Origin of the sequence: Bacillus sp. ISO11 (assembly GCF_003458115.1) — a bacterium.
GTDB classification, from domain to species: Bacteria; Bacillota; Bacilli; order Bacillales; family Bacillaceae_G; genus Bacillus_A; species Bacillus_A cereus.
The window spans coordinates 17,648-40,801 of the sequence record NZ_QXCO01000014.1; the positions used below are offsets into that span (position 1 = coordinate 17,648).

Genomic DNA, 23,154 nt, shown 5'->3' on the forward strand with positions numbered 1-23,154 from the left:
AAATTCTAATTATTTTTAATAAAAAGAAAAATAAATATACATTTACAGAATATTTTGCTAAAATCAAAATTGTTAACATAGTGAAGATATCACCATGTTAACAAACATTCTTAGAGTATTTAGTCATAGTTCGTTTTTTACATACTCCATTCATTTCATAGCAAATAAACCGAGTGTGTTTTGCATCCCCCACTAATGATTAAAAACTCAGAATAAAACGAAGTTTACACATTCAAGAAAATACGGGGTGAGGGGCATATGAATCAACAAATTGAACAAACAGATTTAAAACGAACAATGAAAAGTAGACACCTATTTATGATTGCACTCGGCGGTGTTATCGGAACCGGGCTATTTATGGGATCTGGTCAAATCGTCCATAATGCCGGACCTGGTGGTGCTATTCTTGCATTTTTAGTCGGTGGATTTGTTATGTATTTAACGATGTTATGTCTTGGTGAATTATCCGTTGCTATGCCAGAAGCAGGTTCATTCCAAAGTTATGCAAGCAAATTCATTTCACCTGGTTTTGGATTTGTTGTCGGTTGGATGTATTGGTTAAATTGGGCTGTTACAGTTGGCGTAGAGTTAACAACTGTAAGTATTTTAATGAAACGCTGGTTTCCAGACGTTTCTTCCTGGATTTGGTGCGTTACATTTGCAGCAGCACTCTTCCTCGTAAACGCTTTATCAGCAAAAGCATATGCAGAAGCAGAGTTTTGGTTCGCAAGTGTAAAAGTCGCGACAATTGTCATTTTCATCGTGCTTGGTGGCGCTGTTATGTTCGGTCTACTAGACTTTAATGGAAAGCCAGCTCCAATGCTTCATAATTTCACTGAAAATGGCGGGCTATTTCCCAACGGTGCATTAGCTGTTCTTCTTACGATGATTACAGTAAATTACTCCTTCCAAGGAACAGAATTAATTGGAATCGCTTCAGGAGAAAGTGAAAATCCTGAAAAAACAATTCCAAAAGCAATAAAAAATACAATTTGGCGAACTCTCTTCTTCTTCGTCTTAGCGATATCAGTTGTTGTAGGTTTACTCCCATGGCAAGAGGCTAATCTAGTTGAAAGTCCCTTTGTACTTGTATTTGATGTAGCCGGTGTCCCATATGCAGCAGATATTATGAACTTTGTTATTATTACAGCTGTATTATCCGTTGCTAACTCTGGTCTATATGCAAATTCTCGTATGCTGTGGGCGATGGCAAAACAAGGAATGGCAAGCCCAGCATTTACGAAATTAACTAAAAAAGGTGTACCGCTAAATGCATTAATTTTCAGCCTAATTTTCGCTAGCCTGTCCTTACTAACAAGTGTATTTGCGGCAGATACTGTCTTTCTAGTTTTAACATCTATTGCAGCAATGGCTGCCGTTGTCGTTTGGATGTCAATCGCCGCTTCACAGTTTTTCTTCCGTAGAAATTTCGTGAAAAATGGTGGCAACATAAATGATTTAAAATATCGTACACCGCTCTATCCACTCGTTCCAATCGTAGCGTTCTCGCTCAATTTCATTACATTTGTTAGTTTGGCTTTCATTCCAGATCAAAGAATTGCTCTTTATTGTGGCATTCCATTTATGATTATTTGTTACATTTTATACCAAGTTAAATATAAAAAAATTGTCACACTTGAACAGCCACGAACTGTCACACGAGAAATAAACTAAATATACAAAATATTCAGCTATCTTCCTTATCATAAGATAGCTTTTTTCTATTTCTTGGATATCCTGGTATAACTTTATTTATCTTAAAATTTTCACAATCACGTTTTTCTCTGGAAAATAGTTTACAATGTAATCAAGTTACAAATGATATTCACCTTAAAAAGTGTGCATTTGTGTCTATTTTTTAACAATATATCAAAAACTATTGCCTTCTATAAATTAATAGGTTTATATTGTTTTATTGGCATAGTTTCAATCCAAGGAGAAAGGAGATTTTCAATCGTGCAACTAAAGAAAGCGTTTTGGAAGTTGGCTTCGCTTCTTCCGTTATCATTACTTCTGTTCCTCGGTGGCTGTGATAAAAAACTCGCAGTATTAAATCCGCAAGGACCTGTTGCAAAAGCACAGTATGATTTAATTGTTTGGTCATTCTTGCTTATGTCATTAATTATCGCAATTGTATTCATTCTGTTTACAGTCATCTTGATTCGTTATCGTGAAAAACCAGAGAATATGGACTATGAGCCACCTGAACAACACGGTAACACATTACTAGAAATTATTTGGACGCTTGTTCCTGTTATTATCGTTATCGCATTATCGATTCCAACAGTAAAAGCAACTTATGCTTCGGAAGAGGTTCCGAAAGAGTCCAAACATATTAAACCAGTTGAAATTTATGTTACATCTGCAAACTGGAAATGGTTATTCAGTTACCCAGAGGAAAAAATTGAAACCGTTAACTATTTAAACATCCCAGCTGGTGTACCAATTCAATTCAAACTGACTTCTGTCGGCCCAATGAATGCTTTCTGGGTACCAGAACTTGGTGGTATGAAGTACACAATGGATGGCATGATTATGGATCTTTATTTACAAGCTGATAAACCAGGTTCTTACCTAGGTCGTAGTGCGAACTTCTCTGGTGAAGGATTCACTCACATGGAGTTCGAAGTTGAAGCGAAAACTAAAGAGAAATATGACAAGTGGGTTAAAGAAGTACAACAAACTGCTGATAAGTTAACAGAACAGAAATACAACGAAATTATTAAACCTGGTGTAGTTGGACGCATGACGTTCTCTAGTCACCACTTAAGTTATGTAGATCCAAAATCACTTGAATATTGTGATTACAACTACTACAAAAACAAAAAATAATAGCTATTATTCCAACAGATTGGAGTGAACACAGTGAAGCTTGATGAATTCTTTGTCACAGGTGACCCGATTATTTACGGTGCAGACGCTTCTATCGTTCTTGTGACATTAGCAATCATTTTCGTACTAACAAAGTATAAAAAATGGAAATGGCTTTGGGACGAATGGTTGACAACTGTTGACCATAAAAAAATCGGAGCTATGTATATTATTTCTGCGGTTATCATGTTATTCCGTGGTGGTATGGATGGTTTAATGATCCGTGCACAGTTAACATTCCCAGAAACAACTTATTTAAACGCTGAACACTATAACGGAATCTTTACAACGCATGGTACAGTAATGATTCTTTTCATGGCAATGCCATTCGTTATGGGATTAATGAACCTTGTAGTACCATTACAAATTGGTGCTCGTGACGTTGCATATCCGTTCTTAAATGCTTTAAGTTTCTGGTTATTCTTTGTCGGAGCAATGTTATTCAACATCGCTTTCGTAATCGGTGGTTCTCCAGACGCTGGGTGGACTTCTTACTTCCCAATGGCAGGTACAGAGTTTACTTCAGGCGTAGGAAATAACTACTACGCAATTGCATTACAGATTTCAGGTCTCGGTACGCTAATGACCGGTATTAACTTCCTTGTTACTATCTTAAAAATGCGTACACCTGGTATGACTTTAATGAGAATGCCAATGTTTACTTGGTCAATCTTAATTACAACAATTATCATTATTTTCGCTTTCCCAGTATTAACAGTTGCTCTTGCATTAATGACATTTGACCGTCTATTCGATGCTCACTTCTTTACGATGGCGAGCGGCGGTATGCCGATGTTATGGGCCAACCTGTTCTGGGTATGGGGTCACCCTGAAGTATATATCGTTATTTTACCGGCATTCGGTATTTTCTCTGAAATCATTAGTACATTCTCACGTAAGCGTCTATTCGGTTACAGTGCGATGGTATACTCAATGGTTGCAATTTCTTTACTAAGTTTCGTCGTATGGCTTCACCACTTCTTCACGATGGGTGCAGGTCCAGCGGTTAACTCATTCTTCTCGATTTCGACAATGGCGATTTCGATTCCAACCGGGGTTAAGATTTTTAACTGGTTGTTTACACTGTATAAAGGACGTATTCGTTTTACAGTTCCAATGCTTTGGTCATTGGCATTTATTCCAAACTTCGTAGTCGGTGGGGTTACAGGGGTTATGCTTGGAATGGCAGCAGCTGATTATCAATACCATAACAGCTACTTCCTAATCGCTCACTTCCACTACGTATTAATCGCAGGTACAGTATTCGCTATGCTTGCTGGATTCACATTCTGGTATCCAAAAATGACTGGTCATATGTTAAATGAACGCCTAGGTAAATGGACATTCTGGATCTTTATGAGCGGATTCAACATCTGTTTCTTCCCAATGTACTTCTTAGGTTTAGACGGTATGACTCGTCGTATGTACACTTACTCTGAAAGTCTTGGATGGGGATGGCTAAACCAAATCGCATCTGTTGGTGCGGTAATGATGGGTATCGGCTTCCTACTTCTTTGCTACAACGTAATTTGGAGTGCACGTCACGGTGAACGTGACACAACTGGAGATCCATGGGATGGTCGTACACTTGAATGGGCAACTCACTCTCCTGTACAACATTACAACTTCGCGAAGCTTCCTGAAATTAAAGAAGCTGATGCTTTCTGGTACATGAAAAAACGCGGAGAAACAGTTACACCAGCAGCAGAAGATATCAAACCAATTCACATGCCAAGTAACTCTGGTGTGCCTATTATTGCGTCTGGATTCTTCGGTCTTGCAGGTTTCGCATTAGTATTTAGCTGGTTCTGGCTTGCAGCAATCGGTGGAGTTGGTATTTTAGCTTGCTTAATCTATCGTTCATTCGATTATGATGAAGGTTACTATATCAGTGTTGATGAAATTAAAAAAACAGAACATATAGCATGAGAGGTGAAATGACATGGCGGCTTTAGATAAAAGCTTACCTTTGGAATATCAATCCGAACAAAGCAGATTGAATATCCTAGGATTCTGGATTTTTCTTGGGGCTGAAATTATGCTGTTCGCAACACTTTTCGCCTCTTATCTAGTCCTTGCTGGTCGTACGGCAGATGGCCCAACACCAGCGCAATTGTTTGAACTTAAAACGCTTTTAATTCAAACATTACTACTTTTAACAAGTAGTTTTACATGCGGTATCGTAATTCATGAAATGCGTAAGCATAACCAAAAAGCGATGCTTGGATGGTTCGTCCTTACATTACTTTTAGGTGCAGGTTTCCTATTCTTTGAGATCGAAGAGTTCATTATGTACATTGGTGAAGGCGCAACAATTCAAACAAGTGCTTTCTTATCTGGATTCTTCGTTCTTCTTGGAACGCACGGAGCTCACGTAACAGGCGGTATCATTTGGGCAACTTGTGTTATTATCCAAATTTTAAAACGAGGTTTAACACCAGTTACAGCTCGTAAAGTATTCATTATCAGCTTATACTGGCATTTCCTTGATCTAGTTTGGGTCTTTATTTACACACTAGTTTACTTGAACGGGATGGTGGCGTAAATGGCTCAAAACAACAATCAAGCAAACGGGCATGCGCATAGCGGATTCCCTTGGTCACACGTTTTCGGATTTATTTTATCGCTTGCATTAACGTTTCTAGCGTTATACGTGGCACTTTACACAACATTGCCACTTTCAACAGTCTTAACAACTATTATCATAATGGCTGTTGCGCAAGCATTGTTACAATTAATTATGTTCATGCATTTAAAAGAAGGAGAAGGAAGAGTTCAAATTCTTACAATGATATACAGTTTCTTCGTTGCAACTGCAACAGTTGGTTTAACTGTATGGATCTTCTTCTCAATGTAATGTACATGAAAAAGACTGCTGAGATTCCTCAGCAGTCTTTTTTTTATCCCCTCCCCTATTACATCCACATTACGGAATTAACAACAGAATCATGAAAAATATACTTATTATGACAAATGTTAAGAAAAATCTTTCTTTATGAAATCGAATCCATATGCGTTGCTTTTCTACCTATTATATGGCTAAATAGGTACTATATTTATTTGAAGGGAGAGAACGCAATGGAACATCATACTTCTGTTCTATCACTTATGGTTGTCGTTGCAATCGCGTTTTTCGTTCCCCTTTTGTTACAACGCTTTAAATTAAAAGCACTTCCTGTTGTCGTTGCAGAAATTATTGCAGGAATCTTTGTAGGTAAAAGTGGGTTTAATATTATTGAGCCAGATATATGGCTTCAAGTTTTATCAACATTAGGATTTATCTTCCTCATGTTCTTAAGCGGTTTAGAAATTGATTTTTCTATCTTTAAACAAAAAGGGAAAAAAAATACGACAAACGAGCCAAATACATTTCAAGTAGCAAGCATTATCTTCTTATTTATTTTCATCTTATCTTATGCCCTATCATTACTATTCGTATGGCTAGGATTTGTAGATAATGCAATGTTCATGACTTTAATTATTTCAACTATTTCTTTAGGTGTTGTTGTACCAACATTAAAAGAGAACAACCTAGGAAAAACTGCAATCGGACAAATCATTTTATTAGTTGCTGTTATTGCAGACTTAGTTACAATGATTTTACTCGCTGTTTTTGTCGGATTAAATTCCGAAAGCGGTCAGAGTATGTGGCTCTTACTTATTCTATTCGGTGCCGGTATTGTCATTTACTTTATTGCAAAACGCTTTAAAAACATTCCATACTTAGATAGTTTAAAAGCTGGTAGTGTACAAATTGATACACGAGCTGTCTTTGCACTCATTTTAATCTTAGTTGGGTTATCGGAATCTGTTGGAGCAGAAAATATTTTAGGCGCCTTCTTAGCAGGTGTACTTGTATCGTTATTATCACCAAATGAAGATATGGTGGAAAAACTTGATTCTATCGGCTATGGTTTCTTCATCCCTATTTTCTTCGTAATGGTTGGTGTAAATCTAGAGGTGTGGTCTATTTTCAAAGAACCTTCTAGCATGCTCATGATTCCAATCTTAATTGTAGGACTCTTTATTTCGAAACTCTTACCATCACTCGTCTTAAGAAAATGGTATCCACGTAATATCGTACTTGGAAGTGCAATCTTATTAACATCGACACTTTCTCTAGTTATTGCGGCTGCACAAATTGGTGAAAAACTGGAGATCATCAGTCCAAGTTTATCTGCCTCTCTTATTTTAAGCGCAGTTATTACTTGTATTTTTGCACCTATATTGTTTAAAAAAATGTTCCCAAAAGTAGAAACACCAAAACCAAAAGTAGCTATTATTGGCGCGAGCAGAATTACCCTTCCGTTATCACTAGATTTAAAACGAGAAGATTATGACGTAACGCTATATATGATGCGTCAAAACAAAATAAATGATGAAGAAGCGAAATCACATGACTTCCCTATCGTGAAATTAGATGACATCACAATCGCATCATTAACTGAACAAACAGCATTTGATGCAGATCGCGTCGTTGTTGCAACAAGCGATGATGAACAAAACTTATTATTGGCAGAACATGCAAAAGAGCTAGGTGTTGAACATGTTATTGCAAGTGTAGAAGATCCACTTCTACAAGAAAAAGCAACGCAAGAACATATCGCTGTATTCTCAACAATTAACTCTACACGTATTTTATTACGTGCACTTATTGATAAACCTAGTCTCGTTCGCTTAATTACAACAGCAAACGAAACAGTACGTGAAGTTGAACTGCGCAGCAATAAATATAACGGCGTTGCGCTTCGCCGCCTCCCGTTTTTAGGTGATGTACTTGTCATTCAAATCTACCGCGGTAACAAAGCATTAATACCACATGGTGATACAAGACTACAACACGGTGACACATTACTTGTAACAGGTTCAAAAGAACATATCGATACACTAAAAAACATATTAGAGTAAAAAAATGCCCCTCACATAATTGAGGGGCATTTTTTTAACTTCATATGGTAAAATGTTACTATCACATATTATGAGGATGGATCACATTATGTCTATTGTAACTTTAGCTCTTTTATTATTAGCAGAAATACTCGTTGCCATTATTCTCATCGGTGTTAGTATTGAGATTTGTAGTTACGGATGGAAAAAATCGAATGGAATAAAATATTCTTGCCTCCTACTTTCACTCCTTCTCGGAACTGCTAGCATACTCGGACTTCTCGCCGCACCTGCTTATTTCTTTATACAATTAACAGAAAAAGCCTTATAAGAAAGGATGTTAATATGATTATCGTGAAAAATATTGAGGGATCTGAAACTTACGTATTACGTCAAAAAATTTTACGCCCCAATCAAACATTAGCAGATTGTAAATATCCTTCCGATTATGAAACAGACACCTTCCACTTAGGCGCATTTATAAACGATGAACTAATTAGTATCGCTTCCTTCTCAAAAGAAATATATCCTGACCTACCAGCCGGTATTCATTATCGTCTACGAGGAATGGCCACATTACCTGAGTTTCGAAACAACCACGCTGGAAGCTCCTTAATTCAGAATGCAGAACAAATCTTACAAGAGCGTCAAGCAAATATGTTATGGTGTAATGGCCGAATTACTGTAGCTGACTATTACAAGCGCTTAGGCTTTCAGGAACATGGTGAAATTTTTGAAATTGAACCAATTGGCCTTCATAAAGTTTTGTATAAAAAGATATAAGAAAAGCTTTCCTCAATACGGGAAAGCCTTTCTTATATTTCAATCTTCTCTTTTTATTTTTTTCATATATATGTATATAAACAAACTAGGAACTAAAAAACAAGCAAACATAATAAGTCCTGTCATACTAATTTCCTTTATCGAAATATCTGGTGTTACAACGATACAAATAGCTAAAATCCCAATAATAATACCCACTGGAATGAATAATAGCTTCATAAAATAACGACGCGACACTCCGCCCGTATGCTCATACACTTCCACTGAATTTTTCAGATTTAAAAAGTTAATAATTATTATCCCGCCCATAAATACCATTAATAAATCTGAAACACTTTCATATCCTGCCCCTTGCAAGACATAGCGGTAAAAGACGATAGCTAGTATGACGATGTTTTGTAAGATGAAAGCTAATCTAATATGTTTTAACCCTTCAATCATTAAACGTTCATCTTTCACGATTTTCATCCTACCACTCCTTTTCCTCCCAAAATAAATCATTCAACGTTTTATCTACTGCATAACAAATTTTTAAACATAAATCTAAAGATGGATTGTATTTCCCCTTCTCAATTAAACTAATCGTTTGCCTTGTAACGCCTACTTTTTCTGCTAATTGTTGCTGTGTTAAATCTAACTGAACACGCGCGACTTTTATTTTACTTACAGCCATTCATGTTCCTCCTCTATCTATATTGTAACATATATATTCCATTAAGTAATTTATATTTTACAAAACCAATTAAGTTTTCATCTTATCCCGATTGGTGCGGGCTAATACACAGTGAGGATATCCCCTACTGCCCATAGTTTCACTTTATTATACACAAAAAGGGAGCCTCCCATAAGAAGGCCCTCTCCTATATTTATATTATAAGAATAAATGACATCCAAATAAGAATGCAAATAAGTATAGTAATGGATGTACTTCCATCCCTTTACCCTTCACAATTTTCAAGACTGGATATACTAAAAATCCAATTGCGATTCCATTTGCAATACTAGATGTTAACGGAATACCTATAAAAATTAAAAATGCTGGTAACGCATCTTCAAATTCATTCCAATTAATATCTCGAATGCTTTGTGCCATTAAACTACCTACTATAATTAATGAAGGAGCTGTAATAGCGGCTACACTTGATAAAGAAGCAATAACAGGACTAAAAAATGCCGTTATAATTGTTAGACCAACAACTACAATCCCTGTTAATCCAGTTTTACCACCTGCAGCAATACCTGCTGACGATTCAATCGTCGCTGCTGTTGGGCTTGTTCCAAAGATAGAACCTGTAGTCCCGCCAATTGCATCCGCAATAAACGCTTTACCAAAACGCTTCTCTGTATTGTCTGTAATTAAACCTGCTTGTTTAATTAAACCGAGTAATGCACCTGTTGTATCGAATAAAAGTACAAGTAAAAATGAAAATACAACGCCGTATAATCCGTATTCAATTACATCTGAAAAGGCATTGATTGGGTTTGAAACGATGATACCCTCTGGTAAATGAGGCATCGCCACAATTTTATCAGCAAACTTCAATTGCCCTGTAAAGAAGGCAATAATTCCTGTCACAATCATACTAATAAATAATGCACCGCTCACACGCAATGTCATTAATACCGCCGCTAATATTAAACCAATTAAAGTTAAAATAACAGCTGGTGAATGAAAATCACCAATCGTAACTAAATTAGACGGATGATCCACGATAATTCCAGAAAGGCGCAATCCAATAAAAGCAATAAATAGTCCAATTCCACCTGCAATTGCATGCTTTAAACTATCAGGAATTGCTAAAATTAACTTTTGCCTAAACGAAGTAAAAGATAATAAAAGAAAAATAATCCCCGTTACAAATACAGCTGAAAAGGCAACTACATATGTAATCCCTTCTGCCTTCTGTACAACAGAATAAGCAAAATATGCATTCATTCCCATAGCTGGAGCAATAACAATCGGGTAATTCGCGAAAATCGCCATACCTACTGTTCCAACAACGGTTGCAATAATTGTTGCTGTAAACGCTTGGTCAAATGGTACACCTGCATCAGATAATATTTTTGGATTGATGACAAGAATATACGCAAATGTAAAAAAAGTTGTGATGCCAGCTAAAAACTCTTGCTTCACAGAAGTGTTATATTTTTGTAATTGAAACATGCTTATGTACCCTTCCTACACCTGAATTATTATCACACATTCTTTTTCTTACTAGTATGCGAGAAAATATAATACTTAATCTTAACAATCAATAAAAAGAAGAGTCAATATATTCCCTAATAGTTCGAATTTTAAGTTTAAGTCTGACAAGTACAGATGTAGTACAGTTCATTATGATTATTTTTGTAGCATAACAGATAGAAATGTTTTATAATTTGAAATAGTTAAATATTTAGTAAACGCATTCAAATATCGTTCACTCTACAAGGGGGATTCTTCTTATGCAGCACACAAACAAATCTGGAACTTTAAATCGTGGTTTAAAAGAACGACATATTACTTTAATGTCACTGGGCTCAGCTATTGGCGTTGGGCTATTTTTAGGATCCGCTTCCGCCATTAAACTAGCAGGTCCTTCTATTTTGCTAGGCTATATGATTGCCGGTCTCGTTATTTTTTTCATTATGCGAGCGCTTGGGGAAATGGCAATTGAACAACCTGTTGCTGGTTCTTTTAGTAAATATGCATATGATTATATTGGACCACTCGCTGGTTATATTACTGGTTGGAATTACTGGTTCTTATGGGTTGTTACTTGTATGGCTGAAATTACAGCAGCTGGCATTTACATGCAGTACTGGTTCCCTGATATCCCGCGCTGGACTTGGGCATTACTTGCTCTATTATTAATGAGCGCTTTTAACTTCTTATCGGTAAAAGTATTTGGAGAACTTGAGTTTTGGTTTGCTCTCATTAAAATTGTCACAATTATCTGTATGATAGTAGTCGGAGCTGGTATTATTTTATTCGGATTCGGAAACGGTGGTATCGCTACTGGTATTTCAAATCTTTGGTCACATGGTGGCTGGTTCCCAAATGGATTTTCTGGGTTACTACTCTCCATGCAGATGGTACTATTCGCTTATTTAGGCGTTGAATTAATCGGCGTTACAGCTGGTGAGGCTCAAAATCCGAAGAAAACACTCGCAAAGGCAATTGATAACGTATTTTGGAGAATTCTACTCTTTTACGTTGGGGCATTATTCGTTATGATGGCAATTTATCCATGGAACGAACTTGGTGAGAAAGGCAGTCCATTCGTATTAACATTCCAGCAAATTGGTATCGCAAAAGCAGCAGGTATTATTAACTTTGTCGTATTAACAGCAGCTCTTTCTTCTTGTAACGGTGGTTTATTTAGTACAGGCCGTATGCTATATACATTAGCTCAGCAGAAAAAAGCTCCTGAAAGATTTGGTCGTTTAAATAAAAATGGCATTCCAAGCCAAGGAATTGTAGCAACTGCTATCGTTTTACTAATTGGTGTTATATTAAACTATCTTGTACCTGCAAAGGTATTTACATGGCTTACTAGCATTTCAACTTTCGGTGCAATTTGGACTTGGGGCATTATATTAGTCGCTCAAATTAAATTCCGTAAAAGCTTGCCTACTCAAAATAAACAAAAGTTATCATATAAAATGCCTTTATACCCATTAAGCTCATATTTCTCACTTGCCTTCCTTGCACTAGTCTTATGTATAATGGCGTATTCAGAAGATACACGAATTGCATTGATTGTCGGCCCAATTTGGCTTATCGGCTTAGCAATCGTATATTACATGAAAGGGTTTCATAAGATTGATGAAACACCTAACTCAAAAATTAGTTAAGCAAAACATCCCTTCCTTATTACTTGGAAGGGATGTTTTTATATCTATATAAATATTTCTCAACAAAATTCACGGTATTTTTACAATTTTTTAATATTTTTTATGTTTTCCGTCTTTATTTTTACAGAAAAATAAATTACATTATTAAAGCACATATATTTATTATTAGGGGGATTCTTCTATGAAGAATAAAAAATGGATTACATTTTCTTTAGCAACAGCAATTACACTAAGTATAGGGACCTCGTTCATACCGTCTACTTATGCCGAAAGCTCTGTAGACCCAGCTCCTGAAATTGCTGCAAAAGTTGTAAATCAAAACAATGGGAAGAAAGTATTATTTGATAATACACACGGTCAAACTGCTGGGACAGCTGACTGGGTTATTGACGGCGGCTTTTCTGACTTCGGAAACGGCATTGCAAAAAACGGATATCACGTAAAGGAACTTCGTAAATCAACACCTATTACGTACGAAGATTTAAAAGATTACAATGTATTTATCGTTCCAGAAGCTAATATTCCTTACAAAAAATCTGAGCAGGACGCTATGTTACAATATGTAAAAAATGGTGGTAGTATCTTCTTTATTGCTGATCATTACAATGCAGATCGTAATAAAAATCGCTGGGACTCTTCTGAAGTATTTAATGGATATAGACGCGGTGCTTGGGATAATCCAGCAAAAGGAATGTCTAATGAAGAAGCAAATTCACAAGCTATGCAAGGAGTAGAAAGCTCTGATTGGCTCTCTGACAACTTCGGTATTCGCTTCCGCTACAATGCACTTGGTGATGTTTCAGCGAAAACAATTGTATCGCCAGAACAATCTTTCGGAATTACAAAAGGTGTTTCGTCTGTAGCAATGCATGCTGGTTCTACTCTGGCAATTACAAATCCAAAACTAGCAAAAGGACTTGTTTACCTTCCAGAAAATCCATCAAAATGGAATAACGCTGTTGATAGCGGCGTTTATAATGGCGGTGGTATTGCAGAAGGCCCATATGCTGCAATTGCAAAAGTAGGACTTGGAAAAGCTGCCTTTATTGGTGACTCTTCTCCTGTTGAAGATGCTACGCCAAAGTACGTTCGTGAAGATTCTGGCCAAACAAAGAAAACTTACGATGGTTATAAAGAAGAAAACGATGCTATCTTATTAGAAAACATCGTAAATTGGTTATCAAATAAAGAGACATTTACAAGTTTAGATCAAATAAATGGTTTACAACTTGATTCACCTACAGCTCTACAAACATTTGAACAGCCAAGCTTATCAACAGAACCACAACCTGAACCTTGGAGTGCACCAAATGCAGGTTATCAATGGTTTAATACAAATACTTTTAAACCAGGTTCATACGGTTATAACGGTGCGGTAACAACAAGCGACTACGTCGTTACACACCCTAGCATTCTACCAAACAATGAAATTTTCCAAATGAAGATTCAAGTAAACAACTTACTACCTAATACAACGTATAACAACTATTCTTTAGGTATCTTCACTACTGGTGGAACACAAGTGGCTAAAGTACAAAATGCAAACGGCACTTGGCCATCTACTTTTGGATATAGTAGTGCATTTTCTTTCACAACAAACAGCTTAGGCTCTGCTGAGAAAGTTGTAAATGTACAGATTGATTCAAATACAATTGGACAAGCAACGCTTCGTCTACGCCAAAATACAACAACGAAATATAATGAAACTGTAACAATTAATAAGAAATAATAAAAAAGGCAATCCATACATGGATTGCCTTCTTCTCACTTCTCTTCCTTCGAGAAAAACATTCTTGAAATAACGATACCTATACTACCGACGATTAGGAATAACACTGCCCTAATCATCATCGATACCTCTGGTAAGTCAAGTAAGAATAACTTCCCTACCGTTACGACTAAAACGACTAAACCAGCATATAATATTTCATTCATATTTCTATTTCTTCCAAACCAAACCGCAAATAATGCATATACCATCCATAATAACGATACTGATACACTAATTACGCTTCCATCTGTAGATAAAACTTCACCGATTCTCGTAATTGTAATAAATACAATTATCATAAACCAATAGAGCACTATAGAATACATATATTTGCCGAAGCTCGCTAATACTTCTTTCGCTTCTCTCATGCAATAATAGAACGTTCCTATTAAAATAAGATGAGCAACAAAGCCTGCCGAAATAAATTGATCAAACGGGCTAAAAATAGTCTGTATCATTCCAATTGCGTAAACCGTCGCACTAACATACAATTTTATCTGTTGTTTTACTTTAATAGAAGTGACCATGCCGAGGAAACCTTGTAATAATAGTACAATCGCTGCATTCACTAAACTATACTCATATAAAATTGCTAAACTAAATGCTCCCATTGCGAAACCAAATAAGAGATTTGTAAATGTAGAATGTCTATTTTTCCTATATTCAAATACGAACATAGCGGCATGCACGATTGCACTAATAATTAATCCCCATGTTGTAAAATCATGTATTTTTGAAATAGCTAGTATAAAGAACACTGCATTTGCACTAAATATCGCCAAACGTGGTTCTAGTATAAAACTTCTCTCCGTAAACATATGCCAAAATAATAGTAAATGAATCAAACCATATACAATCGTTAACTGTACTTGCAAGTTCTCTACTAACATTGACATAACAGCAAAGAAAACGAAAAGGACAATGGCAGCAACAGCGTAAGAAATCATATATAAGTATTTATAACGATTTTTCAACGCATACCATAATAAACTAAGTGTTAATACTGTCTCATATCCAAAGAAAATATAAGGATTAGGAGTCGTACTATTTAACAAGAATGGTACGAAGAACGCTCCGACCGCTACGAAAATAGTGAGATATTCCGATTGATATCTTTTCGCTAAATAAATACCTAAAATAACCCATGCAATATTACAGAGAAACGCGACACTTGCCGGAATAAATCCATATAAATAATGTGCTGCAAACGTTGTTAGAACAATCCCGGTAATACTTCCTCCAGCTAATACTAACCCTAACGCCTGCCGCTCTCTTTTAATTTGAATATCTCCTATATAATACAATCCGATAGATAATACGATACCAAACACAATTCGTATCGCTGGTGTTAATAAGCCAGCATCTACCCCTGCTTTAAATAACCAGATCACTCCAAGCAACATAATACCGACAAATACACGCGGTAACCATGTTTGACAAAACTTAATAATATTAAATGGCTCTGGTTTAAAAGCAGATATATCTACTTGTTTTACCTGACGTTCTTGCAAAGGCTCTTTTATCTTAACTATTTCTTCTTTTGGCTTTTCCTCCATTACCGTTTCAATATATTCTTTCTTGTTCTTACTAACACGTTGCTGAGCGTTTTCTACTTCTATTTCCCTTTGCTTTACTTTTAATTCAGCAAGTGCTTCTTGAATTGTTTCAATTGCCGTTTCGAGTGCTTCTATTTTCTTATCCAAATCCTTCTTCATACGCTCCCCCCTTATTCGTAACTCTCATTAAACCTATATATTACCAATTATCTTTATCATACTCTTAGTCTATTCATTTTCAATAGTATTTTTCCAAAAAAAGAAAGGTGTCTTCCCAAAATAGGAAAACACCTTTTTACTCATTTATTCTTATTTAGAAAAATGCTAACGATAAAACCAAGACACATGCCTACAATAGCTGGAACAATCCACCCAACACCTTCTGTATAAAACGGGATGTATTTTAATGCTGACGTCCACTGATTCATCATTACATTTTTATTTAAAATATCAATTGCACTAAATATCGCTACAACCAAAACAGTTACTGCATATACGTATGCATACTTTCCAATATACTGATGGAATAACCCTAGAATAATAAGCGTTAACGCAATTGGATAAATAAATCCAAGAATTGGTACTGATACTTTTAAAATTTGCGTTAACCCTAAATTAGCTAAAATCATACTAACAACGCTTACTATAAATGCCCACAATTTATAAGATACTTTCGGAAATGCACTCGCAAAAAATTGACTACAAGACGTAACAAGTCCAATTGAAACACATAAACACGCGATAGTAAAAATAAGACCTAATAAAACGACTCCGCCCTGTCCAAATAATGTAATCATAACTTGTGCTAACACTTTCGCACCGTTATCAAATGTTCCTAATGAGCCGCTAATTGCCCCCACATATCCAAGGATGACATAAATAATCGATAATAATAGTCCTGCCCCAATTCCAGCAATACTCATATATTTCGCTAAACCTTTATCATCTTCAATACCCTTTGCACGTAATGCATTTGCAATAACAATTCCAAAGATTAAAGCAGCTAACGCATCCATTGTTAAATATCCATCTAAAAACCCTTGAAACATAGGAGCTTGTCCATAGTTCCCTATTGGTTCTTTCATATCTCCTACCGTTGTAAGCATACTCTTTATAAAAATGAGTGCAATCATACATAATAATAACGGCGTCAAGACTTTTCCAAACAACCCCATTAATTTAGATGGAGATAAACTTAACCAGTAAACAATACTAAAGAAAATAACTGTGTAAAACAATAATAATCCGTTTCCTGCTTCAGGGAATAACTGACCTGGACCCATTTCAAAAGCTAAACTTCCCGCACGTGGTATACCAAGCCCAGGTCCAATAAATACATACACGATACATGGAAAAATAATTGCAAATGAAGAATGAACCCTACCCGCTAACGTTTGAAAACTTCCTGCTTTTGCAATGGAGATAACACCTAATATAGGAAGACCTGTTGCTGATATAATAAATCCTACTAATGAAATCCAAACATGTTCTCCTGCTTCATATCCAAGGAAAGGTGGAAATATCAGATTCCCTGCTCCAAAGAACATAGAGAATAACATAAGGCTAATAAGTAAAATTTCTTTTTTCTGTAACAATTTCATTTCTTTCTCCTTCTTTAATTTCATCTTTTATGAAATCAATTTCACATATAAAAAGTACAATAACCCGCTTCCTTACAAAGAAAACATAGTCCATAGTCTATCACAAAAGAAATACCCATTCTATAGCTATTCCTCTTTTCCAATTTCTTCTGAAAAATCAACCTTTATTGACTTATAATAGTTAATAAGGTAAAATATTAAATGTACAAAATTATTAACTTTGTTTTTGTTTGTGTCAGGAGGAAAATAACATGGAATCAGCGATACAACTAGAAAGAGAACAACAAAGAAAAAAGAAACATCCTCCAGGTTTATACTTACTCTTCTTTACAGAAATGTGGGAAAGATTTAGTTACTATGGATTACGAGGATTATTAACATTATATTTAACGACAGCTTTAGTAAGCGGTGGTCTTGGGTTTAGTCCCGCATGGGCACTCTCTATTTACGGATTTTATACTGGAGCCTGTTATTTCACACCAATGATTGGTGGATACTTAACAGACCGTTTTCTAGGTAGACGAAAAGCAATCACAATTGGTGGCATAACAATGGCAATCGGTAACCTTACACTATTTGCCTTGCAAAACCAATTAGGCCTATACCTCGGATTAGCGCTTATTATTATAGGTAACGGATTCTTCAAACCGAACATCTCTACACTGGTTGGAGAATTATACGAAGAGAACGATCCAAAACGTGATAGTGCATTTACCATTTTCTATATGGGTATTAATGTCGGGTCATTTTTAGCTCCACTCGTTTGCGGATTTTTATCAGAAAATTTATTCAAAACAACAGTTGATGGCGTTGTACATTACGGATTCCGTTACGGTTTCTTAGCCGCTTCAATCGGAATGATCATTGGACAAATTTTATTTACAACACTATCAAATCGCTTCCTTGGTAATATCGGTAAAAAACCAACTCGCGATTTACAAACAGCTGCTGGACAACCATCAGTAGGAGATACACCGTTAACAAAAAAAGAAAAACAGCGTACCGCAGTTATCGTCATTTTAACATGCTTCGTTGTCTTCTTCTGGGCTGGCTTTGAACAAGCTGGTAGCTCATTAACATTATATACAAACAAATTTGTAGACCGCTCTGTGTTCGGATGGGAAGTTCCAACATCTTGGTTCCAATCGGTCAATCCATTATTTATTATTTTACTTGCTCCAGTCATTTCTGCATTATGGGCAAAACTTGCAACTCGCAAGCAAGGTGATTTAAAAATCCCAACTAAAATGGGACTTGGTATGATCTTGCTCGGTATCGGTTATATCATTCTCGTTATCGCTACATTAAAAACAGGTAGTGATGAACATAACATTACAGAAAAAGCAAACTTACTGTTTATCGTCTTTACGTATCTTTTCCATACGTTAGGTGAGCTATTCTTATCACCTGTCGGACTATCAATGGTTAGTGCGCTTGCTCCGGTAAAATTAGCATCTTTATTAATGGGTGTATGGCTAGCAAGTTCAGGTATCGCCAACATTTTAGGCGGACAACTTGCAAGCTTCACAACTTCACTTGGATACGCTGAAGTATTCACAGTTATTGGCGCTGTGGCAATTGTATTAGGCTGTGTTTTATTATTAATTTCTAAGAAATTAGTGAAATGGATGGATTAAAAAAGATGAGGAATTTCTCCTCATCTTTTTTTATACTGTTTTACCTTTTTCTATTGCTTGTTCGTACAGCTCTTTATGTTCTTTATATTCACTTGGTACGAAACTCTTATAGAAAAATGAGAACCAGCTATCTCCCTTTTTATACCCTTCTTCTCGAATTTCCGCTGCTTTTTTATTCGATTTAAATCCTTCAGTAAACCATTTCTTTAACAATTCATTTCGTTCATACTTAGCAGGAACTTTTAAATCATAGTTTTCAAAAGCATACTTATAGCCAGCCTTTTCTACTGCCTTTTTTGTAGACTTATAGCCTTTTTCATACGCTTTTTCATATGCCTTCACGTATACTTCTTTCTCTCTATTTCCAGGATTCTTTTCAGCTAGTTCTTTCCCTGTCTTTTCCCCTAATTCAGCTTGCTCTTTTTCAATTTTTTCTGTTCTTTCTTTATTCCCTACTTTGAATCCGTCTGCAAAGTTTACCTTAAACTCTGGAGCAACTTGACTATCGTCCATTGTCTCTTGTGCTAAACCTTGTTCTTTTCCTTTTTCAAAATGCGTTTTCTTCTGCTCTTCTAAAGACCATGCGGCTACATAAGTCGCTTTAAACGCTTGTTTATATGCATCAGATTTTCCAGCTACATGCACTTCTGCATCATTTTTTCCTGCTTTAAAATCAGTTTCTCCATTCTTTTGACCTTCAAGTTGACCTTTTTCCATATCAGCTTGGCGCTGCGCTTCCTCTTGCTTACGTGCCTCTTCAGCTTTTCTTTGTTCCTCGGCTACACGTTGTCTCTCTTCTTCAGCTTTACGCTGTGCTTCTGCAGCACGTTGTTTTTCAGCCTCAGTATTGCGCTGTGCTTCTACTTGTCTCTCAGCTTCTACAGCACTATTATTATTCTGACTAGGAGCTGGGCTCGTTGCGCCACTACTAGAAGCTGGTTTATTGTGATAATGATATTCCCCGTACTGTAATCCCCACTTCTCACAATTTGTACGACACGTATGTCCGCCATTAGCATCTGTACGCCCTGGATGCGCATAAGCTGAAATTGGAGCTACCAATAACGCTATACTCGTTGTTAAAAGAAGTTTCTTCACCTGTTGTCTCACTCTTGTTCCTCCCAAAATATAGAATTATAAATTTATTATACATAAATAGAAGAATAATTAAATACAAACCGAAATATTCTATTATTTCTCAACATTAGTAAAAAAGAAGGGGAACTCTTTAAAGAGTTCCCCTTCTTTTTTACTTCTTCGCCTTCGTTCCTACTAAATCACCAGCAACAACATAACGCTTAGAATTGTCCTTTACAGATACACATGTAATAAGCGTTATCTCATCTTTCCCATGATCCTCTACAACTTCCCACTTATCAGGAGTCACTTCAGATACACCAGTAACCGCATACTCATATTCATTTTCATTGTCATACAAATAAATTTTATCGCCTTTTTTCAAAGAAGCTATATCACTAAATAAAACACCTTTTTTAGACATATTATGTCCTGCTAATGCGTAATTTCCTTTTCCCATAACTTGATTCTCTTTTACTGTCGCTGCACCTGATAATAAGTTTTTTTCAGTAGAAGCTTTTAAAACAGGCAGTTCTACTGAAACACTTGGAATCGAAATACGACCAATTACTTGTTTCTTATCTAATGATGCATTCGCTACTTCCGCCAAGTCTGGTTGATTAATTTTGGAAGCATCTACAAATTCCGTCTCATGCTTTTCATAATCCATCTTTTGAACAGCCTGCACATTTTCAGTCTGTTTCTTTTCAGCCTGATATCCATCATAAAATGGCTTTCCAATTAACACGCCACCTACAACAAATAGCAGAATTGCTACTATACTATAAATTCTTTGCTTATTCATACACAGTTCCTTTCCCTTACAAAATCTTACTCTATATAAAATGATAAAATAATATCGCTATATGTACAAGTATTAGCTTAAAAAGAAACCTTCTTGCCGGTGCAAGAAGGTTTCTTTTTAAGCTAATTTATTTCTGTATAGTGATACGTGAAATACTGTCATTTGAATAAAGAAAATAGAAAATAGAATATATAATGGGTATCCAGGAAGATATTCATTAATAATAGGCGAAAAAGTTAAAAATCCAACTGCACAAGGTAACACAAACCATAACGATACAAATGTTGTTCTACAAGCTTTATCCGTAATCGCTTTTTCACGTTCATCTTCTAGTGGAAATAATAATGGATACATCCAAAAAGATAAATTCTTATATTTTTTCTTTTGAATTCTATAAAAAATTGTAACTATAATTGCTCCAATAAATAATAAAATGAATGGTACTCCATTAAACCATACTTCAAACGGGAATTTCTCGTTTTTAATTATATCTGCTAACTCTGTAATAACACTATAAAATTCAACAAATGTCCAACATGCTAGTGCAGTATAGAGTACATTTATAATATAAGAAAAAACAATTCTATTCATCCTTTTCCCCCTCCTTATTTAAAACAAACACATCTTCCATCTTTAACTGAAACACATCACAAATCGTAAGTGCCAATAACAACGAAGGAACGTAATCCCCTTTTTCAATTGCTGCAATTGTTTGTCTCGTTACTCCAACCTTTTCTGCTAATACGCTTTGCGTAAAGTTAAAACGAGCTCTTAATTCTTTTACTCTGTTTAAAATGGTCAAATTTACCACCTCTCACCATTATTGTATGCTATCCTTAACAAAATGTAAACTCAACTTAACATTATTATTATAAAAAAATCCAACTCTACGTATTGTAAAGTTGGATTACGTGTTAGTTTAAAATTGTAACTTTAACTGTTCTTCTGCCCCAACTACTTGATGAACCTTTATCTGGCATTAAAACATCAATTCTATGCCCCTTAATAGCTCCACCAGTATCGGCTGCAATTGCTACTCCATAACCTTCAACATTTACAGTCTTACCTAATGGAATAACATTTGGATCTACAGCAATTAATTTCATTCCTGGGTTTGCAGTTAAGTTATAGTGTCCCCATGCAGAAAATACTTGTTGACCTGGTGCATAACCATTTTCCGCTGGATCAGCTGTATAAGCTGTAGCTTCTACATAAATTTCTTTCCCACCAGCAGTTGGCTTAGAAGGTGGTTCAGGTTGTGCAGGTTTGGTAGGTTCTACCTTCGAATTATTATTAGCAACTGGTTCAGCTGGTTTATTAGCTTTTTCTTGTTTTTGCTTTTCAGCAATTTCTGCTTGTGCTTTCGCTAAAGCTTCTTGCTCTGCTTTTGCAGCCGCTTCTGCTTTTGCACGCTCTTCCGCTGCGATTCTTGCTGCTTCTTGCTCACGAGCAATTGTTTCTTGTACTGCCTTCATATTTGATTCAATTTTAGCTTTCTCTTCCGCTGCTAAATTAAGTTGGCTTGCAACTTCATTATATTTAGCTTGAACTGTTTGCAAGTTATCTTGACGTTTTTTCAGGTTATCTTGCAGTTCAGCTTGCGCTTTTGCTAATTTTTGTTTGTCTACTACTAAAGATGCTTCTTTTTCGTCAATTGTTTTCTTATCTTCTTCAATTTGACGAAGATCTTGTTCTTGTAGACGTAAAATTTCTTTATCAGCTTCTAGAATAGTAGAAACTGCGTTCATACGTTGTAAGAAGTCTGCAAAGTTTTTTGACTCTACTACAACTTCTACTACTAAACTTGTATTTGAACTGTTCTGAACAGAAACCATACGTTTTCTCATAATATCTTTACGAGCAAGGACTTTATCCTCTAAAACGATAATTTCTTCCTTTTTTTGTTCAATCTGCTTATGTGTTTCATCAATTTTACGTTGAATAGCAGCTTGATCCTCTTTATTTTTTGCAATTGTATTATTTAAATTATGTAGTTCGTTTTCGATACCTTTAATTTCTTTACTAACAGCTTGCTTCTCTTGCTCTTTCTTTTGCATTTCTGCATCGTTTTGTTGCAATTGCTGTTGCATGTTGTTAAGTTTCTCGTCGTTTGACTCTGCTTTAACAGCGACTGTACTAGAAAGACCGATAATTCCTGCTAATACTAGACAGCTGATTCGCTTAAAATAGTTCATAATCCGACTCCCTTCTTATACAGTTATACATGATTTATTTTACAGTTTGTTTACAAAACGATTAAATACAGTTTATTTTTCGTGACGAAAAAAAGAGAATTATGAATAAAATGTAATAGATTCTTAAATATTTA

Annotated in this window: 21 protein-coding genes; 11 read left to right on the forward strand and 10 right to left on the reverse strand. The window is 35.7% G+C overall.

Annotation, left to right across the window (positions count from 1 at the left end; all coding sequences use genetic code 11):
* The first annotated feature begins 258 nt into the window (after window positions 1-258).
* From D1166_RS16025 to D1166_RS16060, 8 genes are all read left to right on the forward strand, one after another.
* On the forward strand, window positions 259-1,674 hold the full coding sequence (locus D1166_RS16025) for an amino acid permease (protein WP_001075762.1): 1,416 nt from the start codon (window positions 259-261) through the stop codon (window positions 1,672-1,674).
* A gap of 282 nt (window positions 1,675-1,956) precedes the next feature.
* The gene (locus tag D1166_RS16030) at window positions 1,957-2,832 is read left to right on the forward strand and encodes a cytochrome aa3 quinol oxidase subunit II (RefSeq protein WP_001176166.1); all 876 of its coding nucleotides are present in this window, start codon (window positions 1,957-1,959) and stop codon (window positions 2,830-2,832) included.
* Window positions 2,833-2,865: 33 nt separating this feature from the next.
* The gene (qoxB, locus tag D1166_RS16035) at window positions 2,866-4,800 is read left to right on the forward strand and encodes a cytochrome aa3 quinol oxidase subunit I (RefSeq protein ID WP_000762367.1); all 1,935 of its coding nucleotides are present in this window, start codon (window positions 2,866-2,868) and stop codon (window positions 4,798-4,800) included.
* 13 nt (window positions 4,801-4,813) lie between these two features.
* A complete protein-coding gene (gene qoxC, locus D1166_RS16040) occupies window positions 4,814-5,416 on the forward strand; it encodes a cytochrome aa3 quinol oxidase subunit III (RefSeq protein ID WP_000729318.1) in 603 nt (200 codons plus the stop codon).
* Window positions 5,417-5,728 (forward strand): cytochrome aa3 quinol oxidase subunit IV, encoded by a 312-nt coding sequence (qoxD, locus tag D1166_RS16045; RefSeq protein WP_000068425.1) that lies wholly within the window; start codon window positions 5,417-5,419, stop codon window positions 5,726-5,728.
* A 221-nt stretch (window positions 5,729-5,949) separates the two neighbouring features.
* Window positions 5,950-7,779: a monovalent cation:proton antiporter family protein gene (locus tag D1166_RS16050; RefSeq protein WP_000399972.1), complete on the forward strand. Its 1,830-nt coding sequence runs from the start codon at window positions 5,950-5,952 to the stop codon at window positions 7,777-7,779.
* Window positions 7,780-7,831: 52 nt separating this feature from the next.
* Window positions 7,832-8,089 (forward strand): DUF4022 family protein, encoded by a 258-nt coding sequence (locus D1166_RS16055; protein WP_044129536.1) that lies wholly within the window; start codon window positions 7,832-7,834, stop codon window positions 8,087-8,089.
* A gap of 14 nt (window positions 8,090-8,103) precedes the next feature.
* The gene (locus tag D1166_RS16060; RefSeq protein ID WP_000587679.1) at window positions 8,104-8,541 is read left to right on the forward strand and encodes a GNAT family N-acetyltransferase; all 438 of its coding nucleotides are present in this window, start codon (window positions 8,104-8,106) and stop codon (window positions 8,539-8,541) included.
* 39 nt (window positions 8,542-8,580) lie between these two features.
* Here D1166_RS16060 and D1166_RS16065 read toward each other — a convergent pair whose 3' ends face one another.
* The 3 genes from D1166_RS16065 to D1166_RS16075 form a co-directional block, all read right to left on the reverse strand.
* The gene (locus tag D1166_RS16065) at window positions 8,581-9,009 is read right to left on the reverse strand and encodes a hypothetical protein (protein WP_000706629.1); all 429 of its coding nucleotides are present in this window, start codon (window positions 9,007-9,009) and stop codon (window positions 8,581-8,583) included.
* A gap of 1 nt (window position 9,010) precedes the next feature.
* Window positions 9,011-9,214 (reverse strand): helix-turn-helix transcriptional regulator, encoded by a 204-nt coding sequence (locus tag D1166_RS16070; protein WP_000301183.1) that lies wholly within the window; start codon window positions 9,212-9,214, stop codon window positions 9,011-9,013.
* A gap of 198 nt (window positions 9,215-9,412) precedes the next feature.
* Window positions 9,413-10,705, reverse strand: a complete 1,293-nt coding sequence (locus D1166_RS16075) for an NCS2 family permease (protein ID WP_000487191.1) — start codon at window positions 10,703-10,705, stop codon at window positions 9,413-9,415.
* 281 nt (window positions 10,706-10,986) lie between these two features.
* On the opposite strand from D1166_RS16075, the gene D1166_RS16080 reads away from it, so the two are divergent.
* Window positions 10,987-12,378 carry an amino acid permease gene (locus D1166_RS16080; protein WP_001164895.1) on the forward strand — a complete coding sequence of 464 codons (1,392 nt, stop codon included), beginning with the start codon at window positions 10,987-10,989 and terminating at the stop codon, window positions 12,376-12,378.
* Window positions 12,379-12,559: 181 nt separating this feature from the next.
* On the forward strand, window positions 12,560-14,107 hold the full coding sequence (locus tag D1166_RS16085; RefSeq protein ID WP_097861486.1) for a DNA-binding protein: 1,548 nt from the start codon (window positions 12,560-12,562) through the stop codon (window positions 14,105-14,107).
* Between the two features lie 35 nt (window positions 14,108-14,142).
* Here the strand turns inward: D1166_RS16085 and D1166_RS16090 are convergent, their stop codons facing one another.
* Together D1166_RS16090 and brnQ1 are read right to left on the reverse strand one after the other, a co-directional pair.
* Window positions 14,143-15,864 (reverse strand): DUF2339 domain-containing protein, encoded by a 1,722-nt coding sequence (locus tag D1166_RS16090; protein WP_000710930.1) that lies wholly within the window; start codon window positions 15,862-15,864, stop codon window positions 14,143-14,145.
* Window positions 15,865-16,004: 140 nt separating this feature from the next.
* Complete coding sequence (brnQ1, locus tag D1166_RS16095) at window positions 16,005-17,306, reverse strand: branched-chain amino acid transport system II carrier protein BrnQ1 (RefSeq protein WP_000771697.1); 1,302 nt, start codon at window positions 17,304-17,306, stop codon at window positions 16,005-16,007.
* Between the two features lie 251 nt (window positions 17,307-17,557).
* Between brnQ1 and D1166_RS16100 the strand changes: the two genes are divergently transcribed.
* Entirely contained in the window at window positions 17,558-18,943 is a 1,386-nt protein-coding gene (locus D1166_RS16100) for a peptide MFS transporter (RefSeq protein ID WP_000443143.1), read from the forward strand.
* A gap of 30 nt (window positions 18,944-18,973) precedes the next feature.
* Here the strand turns inward: D1166_RS16100 and D1166_RS16105 are convergent, their stop codons facing one another.
* The 5 genes from D1166_RS16105 to D1166_RS16125 all read right to left on the reverse strand — a co-directional run bounded on the left by D1166_RS16105 (window position 18,974) and on the right by D1166_RS16125 (window position 23,020).
* The gene (locus D1166_RS16105) at window positions 18,974-20,053 is read right to left on the reverse strand and encodes a YHYH domain-containing protein (RefSeq protein WP_097861487.1); all 1,080 of its coding nucleotides are present in this window, start codon (window positions 20,051-20,053) and stop codon (window positions 18,974-18,976) included.
* Window positions 20,054-20,192: 139 nt separating this feature from the next.
* Complete coding sequence (locus D1166_RS16110; RefSeq protein WP_001041724.1) at window positions 20,193-20,825, reverse strand: class A sortase; 633 nt, start codon at window positions 20,823-20,825, stop codon at window positions 20,193-20,195.
* 117 nt (window positions 20,826-20,942) lie between these two features.
* Complete coding sequence (locus tag D1166_RS16115) at window positions 20,943-21,416, reverse strand: DUF2178 domain-containing protein (protein ID WP_001080043.1); 474 nt, start codon at window positions 21,414-21,416, stop codon at window positions 20,943-20,945.
* On the reverse strand, window positions 21,409-21,627 hold the full coding sequence (locus tag D1166_RS16120) for a helix-turn-helix transcriptional regulator (RefSeq protein WP_000154020.1): 219 nt from the start codon (window positions 21,625-21,627) through the stop codon (window positions 21,409-21,411). The genes D1166_RS16115 and D1166_RS16120 overlap by 8 nt, the downstream gene beginning before the upstream one ends.
* A gap of 112 nt (window positions 21,628-21,739) precedes the next feature.
* Window positions 21,740-23,020, reverse strand: coding sequence for a 3D domain-containing protein (locus D1166_RS16125; protein WP_001105775.1), 1,281 nt, complete (start codon window positions 23,018-23,020; stop codon window positions 21,740-21,742).
* Window positions 23,021-23,154: the final 134 nt, after the last annotated feature.